General features: G+C 63.6%; 16 protein-coding genes. 9 read left to right on the top strand and 7 right to left on the bottom strand.

All coding sequences use genetic code 11. From position 1 onward, the window contains the following. Positions 1-302: 302 nt before the first annotated feature. Together CIT31_RS20480 and hemC are read right to left on the bottom strand one after the other, a co-directional pair. Positions 303-1,019, bottom strand: a complete 717-nt coding sequence (locus CIT31_RS20480; protein WP_095520103.1) for a uroporphyrinogen-III synthase — start codon at positions 1,017-1,019, stop codon at positions 303-305. A 1-nt stretch (position 1,020) separates the two neighbouring features. After that, positions 1,021-1,947: a hydroxymethylbilane synthase gene (hemC, locus tag CIT31_RS20475; RefSeq protein ID WP_095520102.1), complete on the bottom strand. Its 927-nt coding sequence runs from the start codon at positions 1,945-1,947 to the stop codon at positions 1,021-1,023. 105 nt (positions 1,948-2,052) lie between these two features. On the opposite strand from hemC, the gene tsaD reads away from it, so the two are divergent. The 6 genes from tsaD (at position 2,053) to CIT31_RS20445 (ending at position 6,104) form a co-directional block, all read left to right on the top strand. Further along, positions 2,053-3,138, top strand: coding sequence for a tRNA (adenosine(37)-N6)-threonylcarbamoyltransferase complex transferase subunit TsaD (gene tsaD, locus CIT31_RS20470; RefSeq protein WP_206073395.1), 1,086 nt, complete (start codon positions 2,053-2,055; stop codon positions 3,136-3,138). Then, on the top strand, positions 3,135-4,145 hold the full coding sequence (locus CIT31_RS20465) for an NAD(P)H-dependent glycerol-3-phosphate dehydrogenase (RefSeq protein WP_095520100.1): 1,011 nt from the start codon (positions 3,135-3,137) through the stop codon (positions 4,143-4,145). Before tsaD ends, CIT31_RS20465 begins: the two co-directional genes overlap by 4 nt. Before the next feature lie 24 nt (positions 4,146-4,169). Further along, positions 4,170-4,466: a YciI-like protein gene (locus CIT31_RS20460; RefSeq protein WP_065007224.1), complete on the top strand. Its 297-nt coding sequence runs from the start codon at positions 4,170-4,172 to the stop codon at positions 4,464-4,466. Positions 4,467-4,493: 27 nt separating this feature from the next. Continuing rightward, positions 4,494-4,919, top strand: a complete 426-nt coding sequence (locus CIT31_RS20455) for an EVE domain-containing protein (protein ID WP_095520099.1) — start codon at positions 4,494-4,496, stop codon at positions 4,917-4,919. 53 nt (positions 4,920-4,972) lie between these two features. Beyond that, positions 4,973-5,572: a class I SAM-dependent methyltransferase gene (locus CIT31_RS20450; protein ID WP_206073394.1), complete on the top strand. Its 600-nt coding sequence runs from the start codon at positions 4,973-4,975 to the stop codon at positions 5,570-5,572. 109 nt (positions 5,573-5,681) lie between these two features. After that, on the top strand, positions 5,682-6,104 hold the full coding sequence (locus tag CIT31_RS20445; RefSeq protein WP_095520098.1) for a DUF1761 domain-containing protein: 423 nt from the start codon (positions 5,682-5,684) through the stop codon (positions 6,102-6,104). Between the two features lie 52 nt (positions 6,105-6,156). On the opposite strand, the gene gcvA is transcribed toward CIT31_RS20445, so the two are convergent. After that, entirely contained in the window at positions 6,157-7,098 is a 942-nt protein-coding gene (gcvA, locus tag CIT31_RS20440; RefSeq protein WP_029349297.1) for a transcriptional regulator GcvA, read from the bottom strand. A gap of 165 nt (positions 7,099-7,263) precedes the next feature. Here gcvA and CIT31_RS20435 point away from each other — a divergent pair, with 165 nt between their 5' ends. Continuing rightward, on the top strand, positions 7,264-7,500 hold the full coding sequence (locus tag CIT31_RS20435; protein WP_029349299.1) for a hypothetical protein: 237 nt from the start codon (positions 7,264-7,266) through the stop codon (positions 7,498-7,500). 113 nt (positions 7,501-7,613) lie between these two features. Here CIT31_RS20435 and CIT31_RS20430 read toward each other — a convergent pair whose 3' ends face one another. Then, complete coding sequence (locus CIT31_RS20430) at positions 7,614-8,210, bottom strand: L,D-transpeptidase family protein (protein WP_095520097.1); 597 nt, start codon at positions 8,208-8,210, stop codon at positions 7,614-7,616. An 84-nt stretch (positions 8,211-8,294) separates the two neighbouring features. Between CIT31_RS20430 and CIT31_RS20425 the strand changes: the two genes are divergently transcribed. Further along, positions 8,295-8,978 (top strand): response regulator transcription factor, encoded by a 684-nt coding sequence (locus CIT31_RS20425; RefSeq protein WP_029349304.1) that lies wholly within the window; start codon positions 8,295-8,297, stop codon positions 8,976-8,978. Positions 8,979-9,212: 234 nt separating this feature from the next. Beyond that, positions 9,213-9,668: a cyclic nucleotide-binding domain-containing protein gene (locus CIT31_RS20420; RefSeq protein ID WP_095520096.1), complete on the top strand. Its 456-nt coding sequence runs from the start codon at positions 9,213-9,215 to the stop codon at positions 9,666-9,668. Positions 9,669-9,877: 209 nt separating this feature from the next. Here CIT31_RS20420 and CIT31_RS20415 read toward each other — a convergent pair whose 3' ends face one another. The 3 genes from CIT31_RS20415 to CIT31_RS20405 form a co-directional block, all read right to left on the bottom strand. After that, entirely contained in the window at positions 9,878-10,684 is an 807-nt protein-coding gene (locus tag CIT31_RS20415) for an exodeoxyribonuclease III (protein WP_065007232.1), read from the bottom strand. 381 nt (positions 10,685-11,065) lie between these two features. Then, the gene (locus CIT31_RS20410; RefSeq protein ID WP_095520095.1) at positions 11,066-11,749 is read right to left on the bottom strand and encodes an outer-membrane lipoprotein carrier protein LolA; all 684 of its coding nucleotides are present in this window, start codon (positions 11,747-11,749) and stop codon (positions 11,066-11,068) included. A 167-nt stretch (positions 11,750-11,916) separates the two neighbouring features. After that, positions 11,917-14,571 (bottom strand): FtsK/SpoIIIE family DNA translocase, encoded by a 2,655-nt coding sequence (locus tag CIT31_RS20405; RefSeq protein WP_095520094.1) that lies wholly within the window; start codon positions 14,569-14,571, stop codon positions 11,917-11,919. Positions 14,572-14,759: the final 188 nt, after the last annotated feature.

Genomic DNA, 14,759 nt, shown 5'->3' with positions numbered 1-14,759 from the left:
CACAAAATTCGCTTCGGGATGGTTCAGAAAGGGTCTAGCACATCACCAAGCGATGAAAAGGGCGGCGTGATGACGCCGTGGCTTCGGGGTCGGTTTTGGCGAGACGCCGCAGGACCCGTATCTGCGCTTCAGGGAGATCGGAAACAAGAAAACCCGCCTTGGCGGCGGGTCGCCGGCGCGAATGGGCACGACAAGCATTTGTTAGCACAGCTGCCGGCACAAAGCAAGAACAAACATGCCGATCCAGGCAGTCGCCCCAGGCTGACGCCCGGGACGGGCAGGCAAGCAGCGGCAGGCGCCGGTCAGCGCCGCGCCTGCAAAAGGCCCAGCAGCGCATCTTCGCTGGGCTCAGGCGCTATCCGGATCCTGTCGCCGGCGACATCGTCCAACGCCGCGGCAATGCGCGCCGACAAAGCGAAAAAAACCGTCCTCTCAAAAACGCCAAGCAGCGCCGGCCGGCCGGCCAGTGCCTGCATCGCTGTGGCCGCATTGGCCGAATAGAGCAGCACCGCCTCGACCGGCAGGCCGGACAAGCGCGCAAGAACGGCTTCGTCGGAATAGTCCAGCGCGACGGTGTCATAGGTCTCGACGGTGCGGACGTGAACGCCTGCCGCCTGCAGCCGCTGCTCGAAACCCGGAAACCGCACGCGCCCGCACAGATAGACGATGGTCTGTCCGGCGTAGCCGCCGGCAAGCGCATCCGTCAGCGCCTGGGCATCGCCGGGGCCTTCGCTGACGGAGAAGAATCCCGCAGCGTGGGCCGCTTCCGCGGTCCTTTTACCGACGGCATGGCAGGGCAAGCCGGCGAGCGCTGCGATGATTTCCTTCGGCGCGTGACGCACGGCATTGGCGCTGGTGACGGCAACGGCCACGGCATTGTTTGGGACCCCGTCCGCATCGACCGGCAGAGCGACCGTTTCGGTCAATGGCAGCAGGATCGGCGGAAAACCCTGGTCCAAAAGCCGCTGCGCCGTGCGCGAGGCGCCCGGTTCCGGCCTCGTCACCAGGACACGAACCATGTCAGGCCCAGCCGTCGAAGAATTTTTCGCCGGCCCTGGCCCGTACGGTCCTGGCGGCATCCTCGCCGATGTGGGTGGCATCCTGCACCGGGCCTTCCGCCTTGACCTCATGGGACCGCGTACCGTCCGGCGAGATTATCAGGCCGGCAAAGACAACCGTTCCGCCCGATATCGTCGCATGGCCGGCGATCGGCGTGCGGCACGACCCGTCGAGCGCTGCCAGGAAAGCGCGTTCGCAGGCCAGCGCCTGTCCGGTCGGCAAATCATGGATTGCCGTCAGCATCTTTTCCACATCGAGGTCGCCGATGCGACTTTCGATGCAGATCGCGCCCTGCCCCGGCGCCGGCGGAAAGGTGTCGAGCGGCATCAGGTCGGTGATGACATTTTCGAGCCCGAGCCGCTTCAGCCCGGCATAGGCAAGGATGGTGCCGTTGGCAACGCCCTCGTCGAGCTTGCGCAGCCGCGTCTGCACATTGCCGCGGAACATCACCACGTCGAGGTCCGGCCGCATCCGCCGGATCAGCGCCTGGCGCCGCAGCGACGACGAACCGACCTTTGCGCCGTGCGGCAATCCGGCGATCGTTTTCGCCGCCTTGCCGACGAAAGCGTCCCGGGCGTCCTCGCGTGGCAGGAAGGCGGACAGTTCCAGCCCGTCGGGCAACACCGTCGGCATGTCCTTCGACGAATGCACGGCGATGTCGATACGGCGCGCCAGCAGCGCTTCCTCGATCTCCTTGGTGAACAGGCCCTTGCCGCCGGCTTCCGACAGCGGCCGGTCCTGGATGCGGTCGCCGCTGGTCGAGATGACGACCACTTCAAATGCCTCAACCGGCATGCCGTGCGCGGCCATCAGTCGCGCCTGCGTTTCATGCGCCTGCGCCAGCGCCAGCGGGCTGCCGCGTGTTCCGATTTTCAAGGTTGTTTGCATGGCGCGCCGTCCGTGATAACCCCCGGCAGATTGAGGCCGTTTTCCGGGCTTCCTCCTAACGGGGAAAGACTGGTTGCACAATCTCTAGGGGATAGCGACGAATTGATCCGCGTTCTGGGCATTGAGACGAGTTGCGACGAGACCGCCGCGAGCGTGGTGGCGCTGGACGGCGGCGGCGCGCCGAAAATCCTGTCCGATATCGTGCTCAGCCAGATCGAGGAGCATGCCGCCTTCGGCGGCGTCGTGCCGGAAATCGCCGCGCGTGCCCATGTCGAGGCGCTGGACGGCATCATCGAGGCAGCGCTCGCCGATTCGAGCGTCGATCTCGCCGACATCGACGCGATCGCTGCGACCGCCGGGCCCGGCCTGGTCGGCGGGCTGATCGTCGGGCTGATGACGGCCAAGGCGATCGCCGCCGCGGCGAACAAGCCGCTGATCGCCATCAACCATCTCGAAGGCCACGCGCTGACCGCGCGGCTGACCGACGGGCTCGATTTTCCCTACCTGTTGCTGCTGGTGTCCGGCGGCCACACGCAGATCGTCGCGGTGCGTGACGTTGGCGACTATCAGCGCTGGGCGACAACCATCGACGATGCGCTCGGCGAAGCCTTCGACAAGACCGCCAAGATGCTCGGCCTGCCCTACCCTGGCGGGCCGAATGTCGAGAAGGCGGCGGCGACCGGCGACGTCGCACGCTTCGCCTTCCCGCGGCCGATGAAGGGATCTGCGCAGCCCGATTTCTCCTTTTCCGGGCTGAAGACCGCCGTGCGTCAGGCAGCAACGGCCATTGCCCCGCTGAGCGACCAGGACGTCGCCGACATCTGCGCCTCGTTCCAGGCGGCGGTGGCGGATGCGCTGGACGATCGTGTTTCGAGGGCGCTGAACCGATTCCGTCAGGAGTTTCCAGGCGAGATGGAGCCTGCGCTCGTCGTCGCCGGCGGCGTCGCTGCCAACCGGACGATCAAGGCGACACTCGAAGCCCTATGCGAGAAAGCCGGCTTTGCTTTCGTCGCACCGCCGCTCAAACTCTGCACCGACAATGCGGCGATGATCGCCTGGGCCGGCATCGAACGGCTGCGCGTCGGCATCGCGGGTGAGAACGCCGCCGATTTCGTGCCGCGCTCGCGCTGGCCGCTGGACAGTATCTCTGCCCCGATGGTCGGCTCGGGCCGGCGCGGAGCCAAGGCATGACCGGTAGCGGGCACAAGGCGCCAAGCGGTTGGCGCATTGCCGTGCTCGGCGGCGGTGCCTGGGGCACGGCGCTGGCGCTGGCCATGCTGCGAGCCGGTCATTTCGTCCGCCTCTATGCGCGCGACCCGGAGACCGTCGCCGCGATCGACCGTGGCGAAAATCCGCGCTATCTGCCGGGCATCGCGCTCCAGGCCGGCATCGTGGCAACGAGCGACATCGAGGCCGCGCTCGACGGCGCCGACTGCGTTCTGGCGGTGGCGCCGGCGCAGTCGCTTCGCGCCATGCTGGCCACCGCGAAAACCCATATGCCGAAAGGCGTCCCGCTGGTTCTCTGCGCCAAGGGCATCGAGCGCGACACCGGCGCGCTGCTGTCGGCCATCGCTAGAGAGATCCTGCCTGAAAATCCGGTCGCCGCCCTGTCCGGCCCAAGCTTCGCCACCGACGTCGCCAGGGGCCTACCGACGGCCGTGGTGGTCGCCGCCCGCGACGAGGATCTGGCGGCCGACCTGGCCGCCCGCTTCTCGGCGCAAAACCTGCGCTGCTATTCGAGCGACGATCTCATCGGGGTCGAGATCGGCGGCGCGCTGAAGAACGTCTTCGCCATTGCCGCCGGTGCCGTCACCGGCGCCGCGCTCGGCGCCAGCGCCCAGGCCGCCATGGTGACCCGCGGCTTCGTCGAATTGCGCCGCATCGGTGCTGCCTTCGGCGCCAGGCCGGAAACGCTGATGGGACTTTCCGGCCTCGGCGATCTTTTGCTCACCTGCTCGTCCGCCCAGTCGCGCAATTTCGCCTACGGGCTGGCGCTGGGACAAGGCAAGCCACTTGCCGGCCTGCCATTGGCCGAAGGCGTGCCGACGGCGGCGATCGCCGCCCGCATTGCCGCCGAGCGCAAGATCGATGCGCCGATCATCACCGCCGTTGCCGCCATACTGGACGGCACGATCACCATCCGCCAGGCTGTCGCGGCGCTGATGACAAGGCCGCTGAAGACTGAAACCGACGTGTAATTTCGAACAATCCGGAGATGGAAGATGCTGTTTGCGTTGATTTGCAAGGACAAGCCTGGAAGCCTGCAGGTGCGGCTCGATACCCGGCCCGAGCATGTTGCCTTCCTGGAAGGATTGAACGGCGAGAAGAAGCTGGCCTTCGCCGGTCCGTTCCTCGAGGCCGACGGCAAGCCGAACGGCAGCCTCGTCGTGGTCGAGGCGCCCGATCTGGCCGCGGCACAAGCGCTGTCGGCGGCAGACCCCTATGCCAAGGCCGGGCTGTTCGAAAGCGTCGAAATCCGGCAATGGAATTGGACCTTCAACAAGCCGGCGGCTGCCTGATCGCCAGCTGCCAGGAGGAGCAAAAAAATGAACTACTGGCTGTTCAAATCTGAACCCTCGGTCTTCTCCTTCGAGGACCTCAAGGCGAAGGGCAAAGCCGGCACGCAATGGGACGGCGTGCGCAATTATGCGGCGCGCAACAATATGAAGGCGATGCAGATCGGCGACCTCGGCTTCTTCTACCACTCCAATGACGGGCTCGATGTGGTCGGCATCGCCGAGATCTGCGCGCTGGCTCATCAGGACACGACTACCGACGATCCGCGCTGGGAATGCGTCGATATCCGCGCCGTAAAGGATATGCCGAAGCCGGTGACGCTTGAACAGGTCAAGGCCAATCCCAAGCTTGCCGAGATGGCACTGGTCCGGCTCGGACGGCTTTCCGTGCAGCCGGTGACGCCGGCCGAATGGAAAGAGGTCTGCCGCATGGGCGGCCTGACGCCGGCTCCGTGACGGCGCTGACGCCGAACAGCGCGAAAAGCTTCATCCTCGACAACACAGCGCTGATGGCGCCGCCGCATGTGCCGGAGATCCTGTTGCATCTGGCCGACGAAGCGCATGATCTGTGGCAGCGGACCGAGGACGAACTGGCCGAAATCGGCCTGCCGCCGCCTTTTTGGGCCTTCGCCTGGGCCGGCGGCCAAGGCCTTGCCCGCTACATCCTCGACAATCCGTCCGATGTGCAGGGCAAGCGCGTGCTCGACTTTGCCTCCGGTTCCGGCCTTGTCGCCATTGCCGCGGCGAAGGCCGGCGCGGCAGAGGTGATCGCCGCCGACATCGACCCGTTCTGCGCGACCGCGATCCGCCTCAACGCCGAGGCCAATGATGTCGGGATAAAGTTCCTCGGCTCGGACTGCATCGGAGCCGATGCGGGCTGGGATGTGGTTCTGGCCGGCGACGTCTTCTACGACAAATCCTTCGCCGACCGGCTGATGCCATGGTTCGCGACGCTGAAGGCGCGCGGCGCCGACATTATCGTCGGCGATCCCGGCCGTTCCTATATGCCGCAAGCAGGACTGGAGCCGCTTGCCGTCTATGAAGTGGCGGTAACCCGGGCGCTGGAAGACGCCCTGGTCAAGCGCACGACCGTCTGGCGGTTTGCTTGACGGCATCGCCGAACGGGCGTTCCATCACGCAACGATTTTGAGAGTACGCATATCGTTGTCCCAAAACCGCTGGGCACTTTTGGGCGACATGCTTCCGGGGAGGGAAATCATGGATTTTTCAGCAGTGAACTGGCTGGCGGTGATCGTCGCTGCCGTGGTGGCGTGGTTGTTCGGGGCTGCCTGGTACATGGGTCTGAGCAAGCCGTGGCTCAAGGCCGCCAGGCTTGATCCGGCGACCATGAGTAAATCGCCGCTGCCCTTCGTCATCAGCTTCATTGCGGAACTTGTCATGGCGCTCGTAATGTCCCTGATTATCGGAGCGATGACCGGTGGCGAACCGAGCCTCGTTGCCGGGCTCGTCTTCGGCTTCGTTCTCTGGTTCGGATTCGTCGCCACGACGTTATCCGTCAATCATCGCTACGAAGGGTTCGGCTGGGACCTGACCATCATAGACTGCGGTCACTGGCTCGGCGTGCTGCTTATCATCGGCGCGGTGATCGGCTGGTTCGGCGCAGGGGAAGTCGCGGGCTGATCCTGCCGCCACGAAATAGGTCGACGACCGCCGGCTGATCACGCAGAGCGACCTAAAGCTCATCCAAGCGTTGGTCCGGCTGCGGGTTGTGAACTTCGTTCAGGAGCCAATCCCTGAACGCCTCGATCCTCGCGTCGTTGGCCGATCCGATGGGGTAGACCAGATGATAGGCGAAGTCGGGCGGAACCCTGATGCCAAGTTCGAATGGCCGGATCAGCCGGCCCTCGGAAAGATCGTTTGCCACCATGGCAAAATCGGCGAGCGCGACGGCATTGCCGTCGAGCGCGGCCTGAACGGCGTCGGTCGAGGTGCCGAACACGATCGTCCGGCTGTCGTCGAAATCGTCGACGCCGGCCGCCGCCATCCACATGCGCCAATTCGGCCACGTCACGCCTTGTCGCGCCCACTCGATATGAGCGAGCGTGTGATGGAAGAGATCGCGTGGCTCGCGCAGCGGCGGGCCGGAGGCCAGCAGGCTGGGGCTGCACACAGGGATGATGATGTTGTCGAACAGCCGGTGGGTGCAGAGGCCCGGATATTTCCCCGCGCCGAATCGGATGCCGACATCGACGTCGTCCAGGTCGAAATCGCGCAATTCAGAGGCAATGTCGAAGCGGAGCTCGATGCCCGGCCGCTGCTTGCGAAAGTCATCGACGCGCCGCATTAGCCATTTTGTCGCGAACTGCGCGTCGAGGGTCACTTTCAGCAGCGCCGTTCCGCGCGCCATCTTGTGCGCCCGTGAGACGGCCCGGCCAAGCAGATCGAGCGCGTCGGTCGACGCCTCGAACAGCACCGCGCCCGCCTCCGTCAGCCGGATCGTGCGGCTGGTGCGCGTGAATAGCACGATGCCGAGCTGATCCTCGATTTCCTTGATCTGGTGGCTGACCGCAGCCGGCGTCAGGCCGAGCTCATCTGCGGCGCGGGTGAAATTGAGGTGCCGGGCCGCCGCCTCCAGCGTCCTCAGTGCACGGGTTCCCGGCAGCAGGCGAGCCATCACAGTAGGACGAGGAGAGGCCGGTCGATCATTTTCAAATCATCAAATAAAACTTGAAGATGCTGAGAAAACTACTCGTTTCTCATTTTATTTTCAATCCGGCATGATCGGACCATCGAAATAACATAAAACCGTATTTGACATCCGAATGAAGTGGATTGTGCCATGTCCCACATAGTTATGACTCCTGCAATCGCCCGGTCGGCCTGGCTGCGTGCGACGCTTGACTGGTTTCGCCATGCGAAAGTTGCGGTCAATCTCCCGCATCAGAACGTCGACGATCTTGCGGACCGCCAATTGCGCGATATCGGCGCCGAACGCAAGGATGTCGCGCGCGTGATGGACCGGGAACTCGGCCGGTTGGGTCTGCTCGACATCGGCTGGCAGAGGCCGCGGACGTAGGGCAGTAGGGCAGTAGGGCAGCTAAAAGGTAAGCGGCGCGCCCGCGCGATCCTACTGACCCTTTCCTATTCCCCTATTCCCCTATTCCCCTATTCCCCTATTCCCCTATTCCCCTACCTCACCACCTTCATCACCGTGCGATCCGACAGCAGCGGCAGCAGCCGTGCCATCGTGCGCGCCGTCACCGCGACGCAGCCTTGCGTCGGCGTGAAGCCGGGGCGCGCCAGATGAAAGAAGATGGCGCTGCCGCGCCCGCGGCGACGCGGCGAAATGTTCCAGTCGAGCACCAGGCAGGCATCATAGAGCCGGTCGGTGCGCAGCATCCGCTCGTGGCTGGCGCCATAGGGAATCCTGACCGGACGGTTGTAGTTGCGGTCATCAGGCACTTCGCACCAGCCGAGATCCGGACCGATCGGCGCCATCGCCAGCCGGGTTTTGCGGCTTCCGGAAAAATGATCGTTACGAAAGTATCCCGACAGGATCCGCATCGAACCAAGCGGCGTGGCGCCGTCGCCTTCGCGCTTGCCGGCCGATATGCCGCCGCGTCCCAGCGCACATGAAAACACCAGCTTGCCAGCCTGCAGAAGCCCCTGGCTGGCGTGGCCAGGCCTGGCGCGCACGGTGAGAACACGAAGCCCTTTTCGCAAAAATGCGCTCGCCTCATTGCACGCGCGTTTTTTCTTGTATGATCGTGCCACGGAACAAATCATTGTGATCGGCTGTTGTGTCGGTCAGCTTCCGCATAAACAGGCAGCGGTCAACTGAATTTTCTTTTCAAAACAACGGATTGATCCATGACTTCACGCACCATTCTGATCGTCGATGACGATGACGACCTGCGCGGCACGCTTGTCGAGCAATTGTCTCTCTATGAGGAATTCGACGTCCTGCAGGAATCAACCGCCGCCAAAGGTGTCGCCACGGCCCGCGGCGGCCTCATCGATCTGCTCATCATGGATGTCGGCCTCCCCGATATGGATGGCCGCGAGGCAGTGAAGATACTGCGCAAGGGCGGCTATAAGTCGCCCATCATCATGCTGACGGGACACGACACCGATTCCGACACGATTCTCGGCCTCGAAGCCGGCGCCAACGACTATGTGACCAAACCGTTCCGCTTCGCGGTTCTCCTGGCCCGCATCCGTGCCCAGCTTCGCCAGCATGAGCAGAGCGAAGACGCCACCTTTTCGGTCGGCCCCTACACTTTCAAGCCCAGCCAGAAGCTTCTGATCGACCAGCGCGGCGCCAAGGTGCGGCTGACCGAAAAGGAAGCCTCGATCATCAAGTATCTCTACCGCGCCGACCAGAAGGTGGTGACGCGCGACGTGCTGCTCGAGGAAGTCTGGGGCTACAATTCCGGCGTTACCACGCACACGCTGGAAACCCACGTCTATCGGCTGCGCCAGAAGATCGAGCGCGATCCTTCTAACGCAGAAATTCTTGTGACAGAAAGCGGCGGCTACAAGCTGGTTCCTTAAACATTTAATCATTCAATCAGCGGTCGGGGCAGGGGCCGCTTTCGGGTACGATCCTGAGACTGGAGGTGGTTCTGGATCGAACTCGCTGACGCATCGGACCAAAAATCGGAATATTTTTTTTTCGAAAGCACGGTGCGTCGATTTCAAAGCGTTTAGCGCGTCCTTTGCGCGTTCAAAGGGATGCTCGGCGCTGGTAAGGGAGGGATTGGACTGGCCGTTCGGGGACCTAGCTAGATGGCGTTGGATGAGGACATCCGCATCCTGTCCGCCGTGAGGCTCTTCGAGGGCTTCACGGAGGAACAGTTGCGTCTGCTCGCCTTTGGCGCGGAAACCACCAAGCTGCAGGCCGACCACAAGCTTTACCGCGAGGACGACGAGGCCGATTGCGCCTATATCGTCGTCAGCGGGCGCATCGTGCTGTATCGCGAGCAGGATGGCGCCCGCGTCCCGATAGGCACGGCCGGTCCCGGTACGATGCTGAGCGAACTGGCGCTGATCGCCGACACCAACCGGCTGACCAGCGCATCCGCCCAAATCGATTCGGAAGTGCTGCGGCTCAGCCGCAAGATGTTCCACCGCATCCTGGAGGAATATCCGGATATCGCGGTCCATCTGCACCAGCGCATCTCCGAGGATTTTCTGGCAATGATCCGCCGCATCGAGGAGCTGGCGCCGCGTTTCGAGAACTGAACCCGGATTTCAACTCGCTGTCGCAACCAATGACCCGTGAAAGCCATCGAATCAGGGCGGCAAGGCTGAGGTGTATCGAGATTCAGATCAGGCCGAGCCGAGACTGGTGGGATCCGAGAACCGGAGCGGAGCGTACTTTTGGGTACGTGAGCACCGGAAGCGCAGGAAACCACCATTCGCAGGCCGGCCTGATCTGAATATCGATACACCTAATCCAGGTCGAACCGCGCTATGACCGGCACATGATCCGACGGCCGTTCCCAGCCGCGCGCCGGCCGCAGGATCTCGTAGCCGGCAAAGCTCGGCACCAGGTTTGGCGACGACCAGACATGGTCGAGCCGCCGGCCGCGATCCGACGCTTCCCAATCCTGCGCGCGATAGCTCCACCAGGTGTAGAGCTTCTGCTCATAAGGCACGTTGAGCCGCATCAGGTCGACCCAGTCGCCGGCGAGCCGCATCGCCTCGAAATTTTCCGTCTCGACCGGCGTATGGCTGACCACCTTCAGGAGCTGCTTGTGCGACCAGACATCGTGCTCGAGCGGCGCGATGTTGAGGTCGCCGACCAGGATCGAACCGGACACTTCGTCGTGCTCGGCGCGGATGGCGTTCATTTCGGCGACGAAATCGAGCTTGTGCTTGAACTTGCGGTTGATGATCGGATCGGGCTCGTCGCCGCCGGCCGGGACGTAGAAATTGTGCAGCAGGATCGCCTTTCCGCCGGCCCGCACGGTGACCGACAGATGCCGGCAGTCCTCGATCTCGCAGAAGCGGCGCTTTTCGACAATCGCGATCGGCCGGCGCGCCACCGTCGCCACGCCGTGATAGCCCTTCTGGCCGTGGAAGGCGATATGCTCGTAGCCGAGCTTGCGAAAGGCCTTCTCGGGAAACAGTTCGTCGGGAACTTTGGTTTCCTGCAGGCAGAGCACGTCCGGTGCCTGTTCGACAAGCAGGCGTTCGACGATCGGCATGCGCAAGCGGACGGAATTGATGTTCCAGGTGGCGATGGAAAAGGGCATACGGAGAGTCCGGACGGCACGGGACCGCAGGAACCTAGTTAGCTCCGACGGGCTGGTGCTTTTTTGGCAAGGCAGTTCCGGAAACTACTGCCAGCCATACGCTGCAAAAACAAGCCGGGCGCAATCATTGACCCTCGCGCCGCCCCTCATTCCCCTGCCGGGCATTTCTCCCCGGAGAAAGACGCTGGCTCCAGCCGCGGCGCCTTTCTTTCAACCATGGTGGATGGCGAAATCGTCGATTACAGCGTCCTTCTCCCCGTTTACGGGGAGAAGATGGCGGTAGCCAGATGAGGGGCAGCGCTGACGTCCAGAAAGGCTTCCCACGACGAAACGCAGGAAACTACCGTTCGCAGGCCGGCATTATCTGAACATCACCATGCCTCAGCGCGACTTGGTGTTCAGCTCGCGGTTCGCCGTATAGTCGATGGCAAAGGTGTCGGGGGCGAAGCTCACGCCTTCCCTGACGTTGAAGATCATCACCGTCGTGTCCTTGCCTTGCGCATCGGTGATCGTCCATTGGCGCAATTCGTAGGTTTTCGGATCGAACATCATAGTGATCTTCGAACTGCCGAACACCGATTTGTCGGCGAGTTGAATGGTGGTGACGTCGTTTTCTTCCTTGACGCTTTTGACGCGGCCGCCGGAGAGGTCGATCTTGGTGTCGAGCAGCAGCTTGAGCGGCGTTTTCGACAGTGGGTAGAGATCGGAGGTTTTCAGCCGCTTGTTGAGGATGACCACCGACTTGCCGTCGGAAATCACCCTGAAATTCGACGTCCCGTCATAGTTGAACCGAATCTTGCCCGGCCGTTCCAGAAAGAACTTGCCGCCGGTCTGCTCGCCCTTGGGTCCGAACTGCACGAATTCGCCGGTCATCGATTTGACCGAGGAAAAATGGTCGGCGATCTTCTGCGCGGTGGGTGGCACCGCCGCTTGCGCCGACGCCAGCAACTGGACCCCGGGCACGACGTTGATGGCCGCAGCACCTGCCAGGACCAGGCCGAGGCCAATCAGCTGGCGGCGGGTCGGGGCAAAATCGCTGGTCGTAGCGAAAGAGGAGTTTTTCATGCCGGTCACTCTCGTCTGGTTTATCTGTTGTCGCAGTGTTTGGCCCCCCAGTTGGGCTTAAGTTTGGCGGCCTAACAGCGCTTGGTCGTTGCAAACGCGCCAGAAGGGTCATAGTTGCCGCCGTCGACCTTGCAGCCGGGCAAATCCCATGGTTCTTGCCGGTCGGATCAGAACTTGTCGTCCTCCGTCGGCACCAGAATCTCGCGTTTTCCGGCATGGTTGGCCGGGCCGACAATACCTTCCTTCTCCATCTTCTCGATGATCGAGGCGGCGCGGTTGTAGCCGATGCCGAGCCGGCGCTGGATGTAGCTGGTCGAGGCCTTGCCGTCGCGCAGCACCACCGCAACCGCCTGGTCGTAGGGATCGTCCGAATCCTCGAAATTGCCGCCGCCACCACCCGAGCCACCCTTGCCCGACGGCTCGTCGTCATCCTCATCGTCATCCTCGGTAATCGCATCGAGATATTCCGGCACGCCCTGCAGCTTCAGATGCGCGACGATCTTCTCGACCTCGTCATCGGAAACGAAGGGGCCGTGTACGCGCTGGATGCGGCCGCCGCCGGCCATGTAGAGCATGTCGCCCATTCCAAGCAGCTGTTCGGCGCCCTGCTCGCCCAGGATGGTGCGGCTGTCGATCTTCGACGTCACCTGGAAGGAGATGCGGGTCGGGAAGTTGGCCTTGATCGTGCCGGTGATGACGTCGACCGACGGCCGCTGCGTCGCCATGATGACGTGGATGCCGGCGGCGCGCGCCATCTGCGCAAGGCGCTGCACCGCGCCTTCGATGTCCTTGCCAGCGACCATCATCAAATCGGCCATCTCGTCGATGATGACGACGATGTAGGGCATCGGCTCGAGATCGAGGTTTTCGGTCTCGTAGATCGCTTCGCCGGTCTGGCGGTCGAAGCCGGTCTGCACGGTGCGCGAGATTTTCTCGCCTTTCTTCTCCGCCTGCTGCACCCGCGCGTTGAAACCGTCGATGTTGCGGACGCCGACCTTTGACATTTTGCGGTAGCGGTCCTCCATCTCGCGCACGGTCCATTTCAGCGCCACCACCGCCTTCTTCGGATCGGTGACAACAGGCGTCAAAAGATGCGGGATGCCGTCATAGACAGAGAGCTCCAGCATTTTCGGGTCGATCATGATTAGCCGGCAGTCCTGCGGCGTCAGCCGGTAGAGCAGTGACAGGATCATAGTGTTGATGGCGACCGACTTGCCCGAACCGGTGGTGCCGGCGACCAGCACGTGCGGCATCTTGGCGATGTCGACGATGACCGCCTCGCCATTGATGGTCTTGCCGAGCGCCAGCGCCAGCTTGGCCTTGGTGGTCTCGAAATCGCGGCTGGCCATGATTTCCCTGAGATAGACGGTCTCGCGCTTGGCGTTCGGCAGCTCAATGCCGATGGCGTTGCGGCCCGGCACCACGGCGACGCGGCAGGCGATCGCGCTCATCGAGCGGGCGATGTCGTCGGACAGGCCGATGACCCGCGACGATTTGATGCCGGGCGCCGGCTCCAGCTCATAAAGCGTGACGACGGGGCCCGGGCGGACATGGATGATCTCGCCCTTGACGCCGAAATCCTCCAGCACGCCCTCGAGCAGGCGGGCATTCTGCTCCAGCGCGTCCTTGGACAGGCTGGCATCGCGCACGACGTTCTTCGGCTCGGACAGGAAATGCAGTGACGGCATTTCGAATTGTTCGGAGCCGATCAGCGAGGTCTGGGCTTCGCGCTGGACACGGGCGCCCGGAACGGGCCGGGGCGCCGGCGCCGCGACGCGGGTGGCCGCGTCGGAGCGGAACGGCTGCACCTTCGCATTGGGCGCAGTGCTGCGCTGGCCCACGGGCTCCGGCGCAAAATCCATGTCGTCGTCATCGTCAAAAACATCGGCGTCGTCGGGATCGAGCGAGGCGCTGCGGTCGTTGACCATGGCGGCGAAGAATTCCGGCTCGACGCGGGCCCGGCCATCGGCACTCATCCGCGATTCGGCAAATTCGGCCGATTCGACCCGCTCGGCAGCGCGCCGCCAGGCGCTGGCGCGCGGTTCCATCTCTGGTTCGAAGTCATCGTGCTCCCGGCGGCGCGCGGCACGGCGGCGGAGATACGCGCGCAACGACAGCCACCAGTGCGTGATCGCGCCAAGCGCCAGAATGCCCTCGTCGCCCTCGTCCTCATCATTGTCGAAAAGCAGTTCGTCCTGGTCCCGGGGATCGGGCGCAGCCGGTTGCTCCAGGACCGCGAAACCGTTCTGGCGTGCAATCAGCGCCGAGCCGTAGGCAAACAGCCATAGTGCCGGCGCGGCGAGAAGCACGGCGAGCACGCTGGCGATGAGACCGGTCGGGTAGCCGCCGACTACCAAGCCGGGAATCTTGAGCACCATGTCGCCGAACACGCCGCCGAGACCGGTCGGCAGCGGCCAGGTCTTGGGGGGCACCACGCAGCCGGCGATGGCCGCGGCAAGCACCGCGTAGCCAAACCAGGCGAGCCCGCGCTTCGGCAGCCTGTCGACGCCGCGCGCCGAAAACAGCAGAAATCCCCAGACCACCGCCGGCACCAGCGCCGCGACGGCAGCAAGGCCGAAGAACTGCATGGCAAGGTCGGAGAAGACAGCGCCCACATAGCCCATGGCGTTGCTGACGATATTATCGGTGGCGTGGGAGAAGCTTGGGTCGGCGACGTTCCAGGTGGCGAGGCTGGCGATACCGAAGGCGACCAGCGCAAACAGGCCGGCACCGACCAGCCGGCCGACCTGACGCCGCGCGAACGCCCGGATGCCGTACCCCGTATCGGCCAGCGCGAGCGGTGCTGAAGCCCCTGAACGCATGCTCTTCCCCGTCTGTCGTTGCCTGGCCGATAGCGTGCGCGCAGCTCGGCAGATTCGGGCACCAGACTATCGGCGGGAAGGTTAAGGCAGCATTAACTATAAGGGGTTGGGGGAAGTATCTTGCGGCGAGTATCTGGCCTGGCCGTCTGCGCGCAAAAAAGAGGCCCGGAACGGGTCCGGGCCTCAAT

The sequence above is a fragment of the Mesorhizobium wenxiniae genome, assembly GCF_002284535.1.
Lineage (GTDB): Bacteria > Pseudomonadota > Alphaproteobacteria > Rhizobiales > Rhizobiaceae > Mesorhizobium > Mesorhizobium wenxiniae.
This window is presented reverse-complemented; position numbering and strand designations above follow the sequence as displayed.

Excerpts from the sequence above, each read along its gene's own strand:
- CIT31_RS20480 (WP_095520103.1), bottom strand. The coding sequence starts at position 1,019 with ATGGTTCGTGTCCTGGTGACGAGGCCGGAACCGGGCGCCTCGCGCACG.
- CIT31_RS20450 (WP_206073394.1), top strand. The coding sequence starts at position 4,973 with ATGGCGCCGCCGCATGTGCCGGAGATCCTGTTGCATCTGGCCGACGAA.
- CIT31_RS20425 (WP_029349304.1), top strand. The coding sequence starts at position 8,295 with ATGACTTCACGCACCATTCTGATCGTCGATGACGATGACGACCTGCGC.
- CIT31_RS20435 (WP_029349299.1), top strand. The coding sequence starts at position 7,264 with ATGTCCCACATAGTTATGACTCCTGCAATCGCCCGGTCGGCCTGGCTG.
- hemC (WP_095520102.1), bottom strand. The coding sequence starts at position 1,947 with ATGCAAACAACCTTGAAAATCGGAACACGCGGCAGCCCGCTGGCGCTG.
- CIT31_RS20445 (WP_095520098.1), top strand. The coding sequence starts at position 5,682 with ATGGATTTTTCAGCAGTGAACTGGCTGGCGGTGATCGTCGCTGCCGTG.
- CIT31_RS20430 (WP_095520097.1), bottom strand. The coding sequence starts at position 8,210 with ATGATTTGTTCCGTGGCACGATCATACAAGAAAAAACGCGCGTGCAAT.
- CIT31_RS20405 (WP_095520094.1), bottom strand. The coding sequence starts at position 14,571 with ATGCGTTCAGGGGCTTCAGCACCGCTCGCGCTGGCCGATACGGGGTAC.
- CIT31_RS20415 (WP_065007232.1), bottom strand. The coding sequence starts at position 10,684 with ATGCCCTTTTCCATCGCCACCTGGAACATCAATTCCGTCCGCTTGCGC.
- CIT31_RS20460 (WP_065007224.1), top strand. The coding sequence starts at position 4,170 with ATGCTGTTTGCGTTGATTTGCAAGGACAAGCCTGGAAGCCTGCAGGTG.
- CIT31_RS20410 (WP_095520095.1), bottom strand. The coding sequence starts at position 11,749 with ATGAAAAACTCCTCTTTCGCTACGACCAGCGATTTTGCCCCGACCCGC.
- gcvA (WP_029349297.1), bottom strand. The coding sequence starts at position 7,098 with ATGGCTCGCCTGCTGCCGGGAACCCGTGCACTGAGGACGCTGGAGGCG.
- CIT31_RS20420 (WP_095520096.1), top strand. The coding sequence starts at position 9,213 with ATGGCGTTGGATGAGGACATCCGCATCCTGTCCGCCGTGAGGCTCTTC.
- CIT31_RS20465 (WP_095520100.1), top strand. The coding sequence starts at position 3,135 with ATGACCGGTAGCGGGCACAAGGCGCCAAGCGGTTGGCGCATTGCCGTG.
- CIT31_RS20455 (WP_095520099.1), top strand. The coding sequence starts at position 4,494 with ATGAACTACTGGCTGTTCAAATCTGAACCCTCGGTCTTCTCCTTCGAG.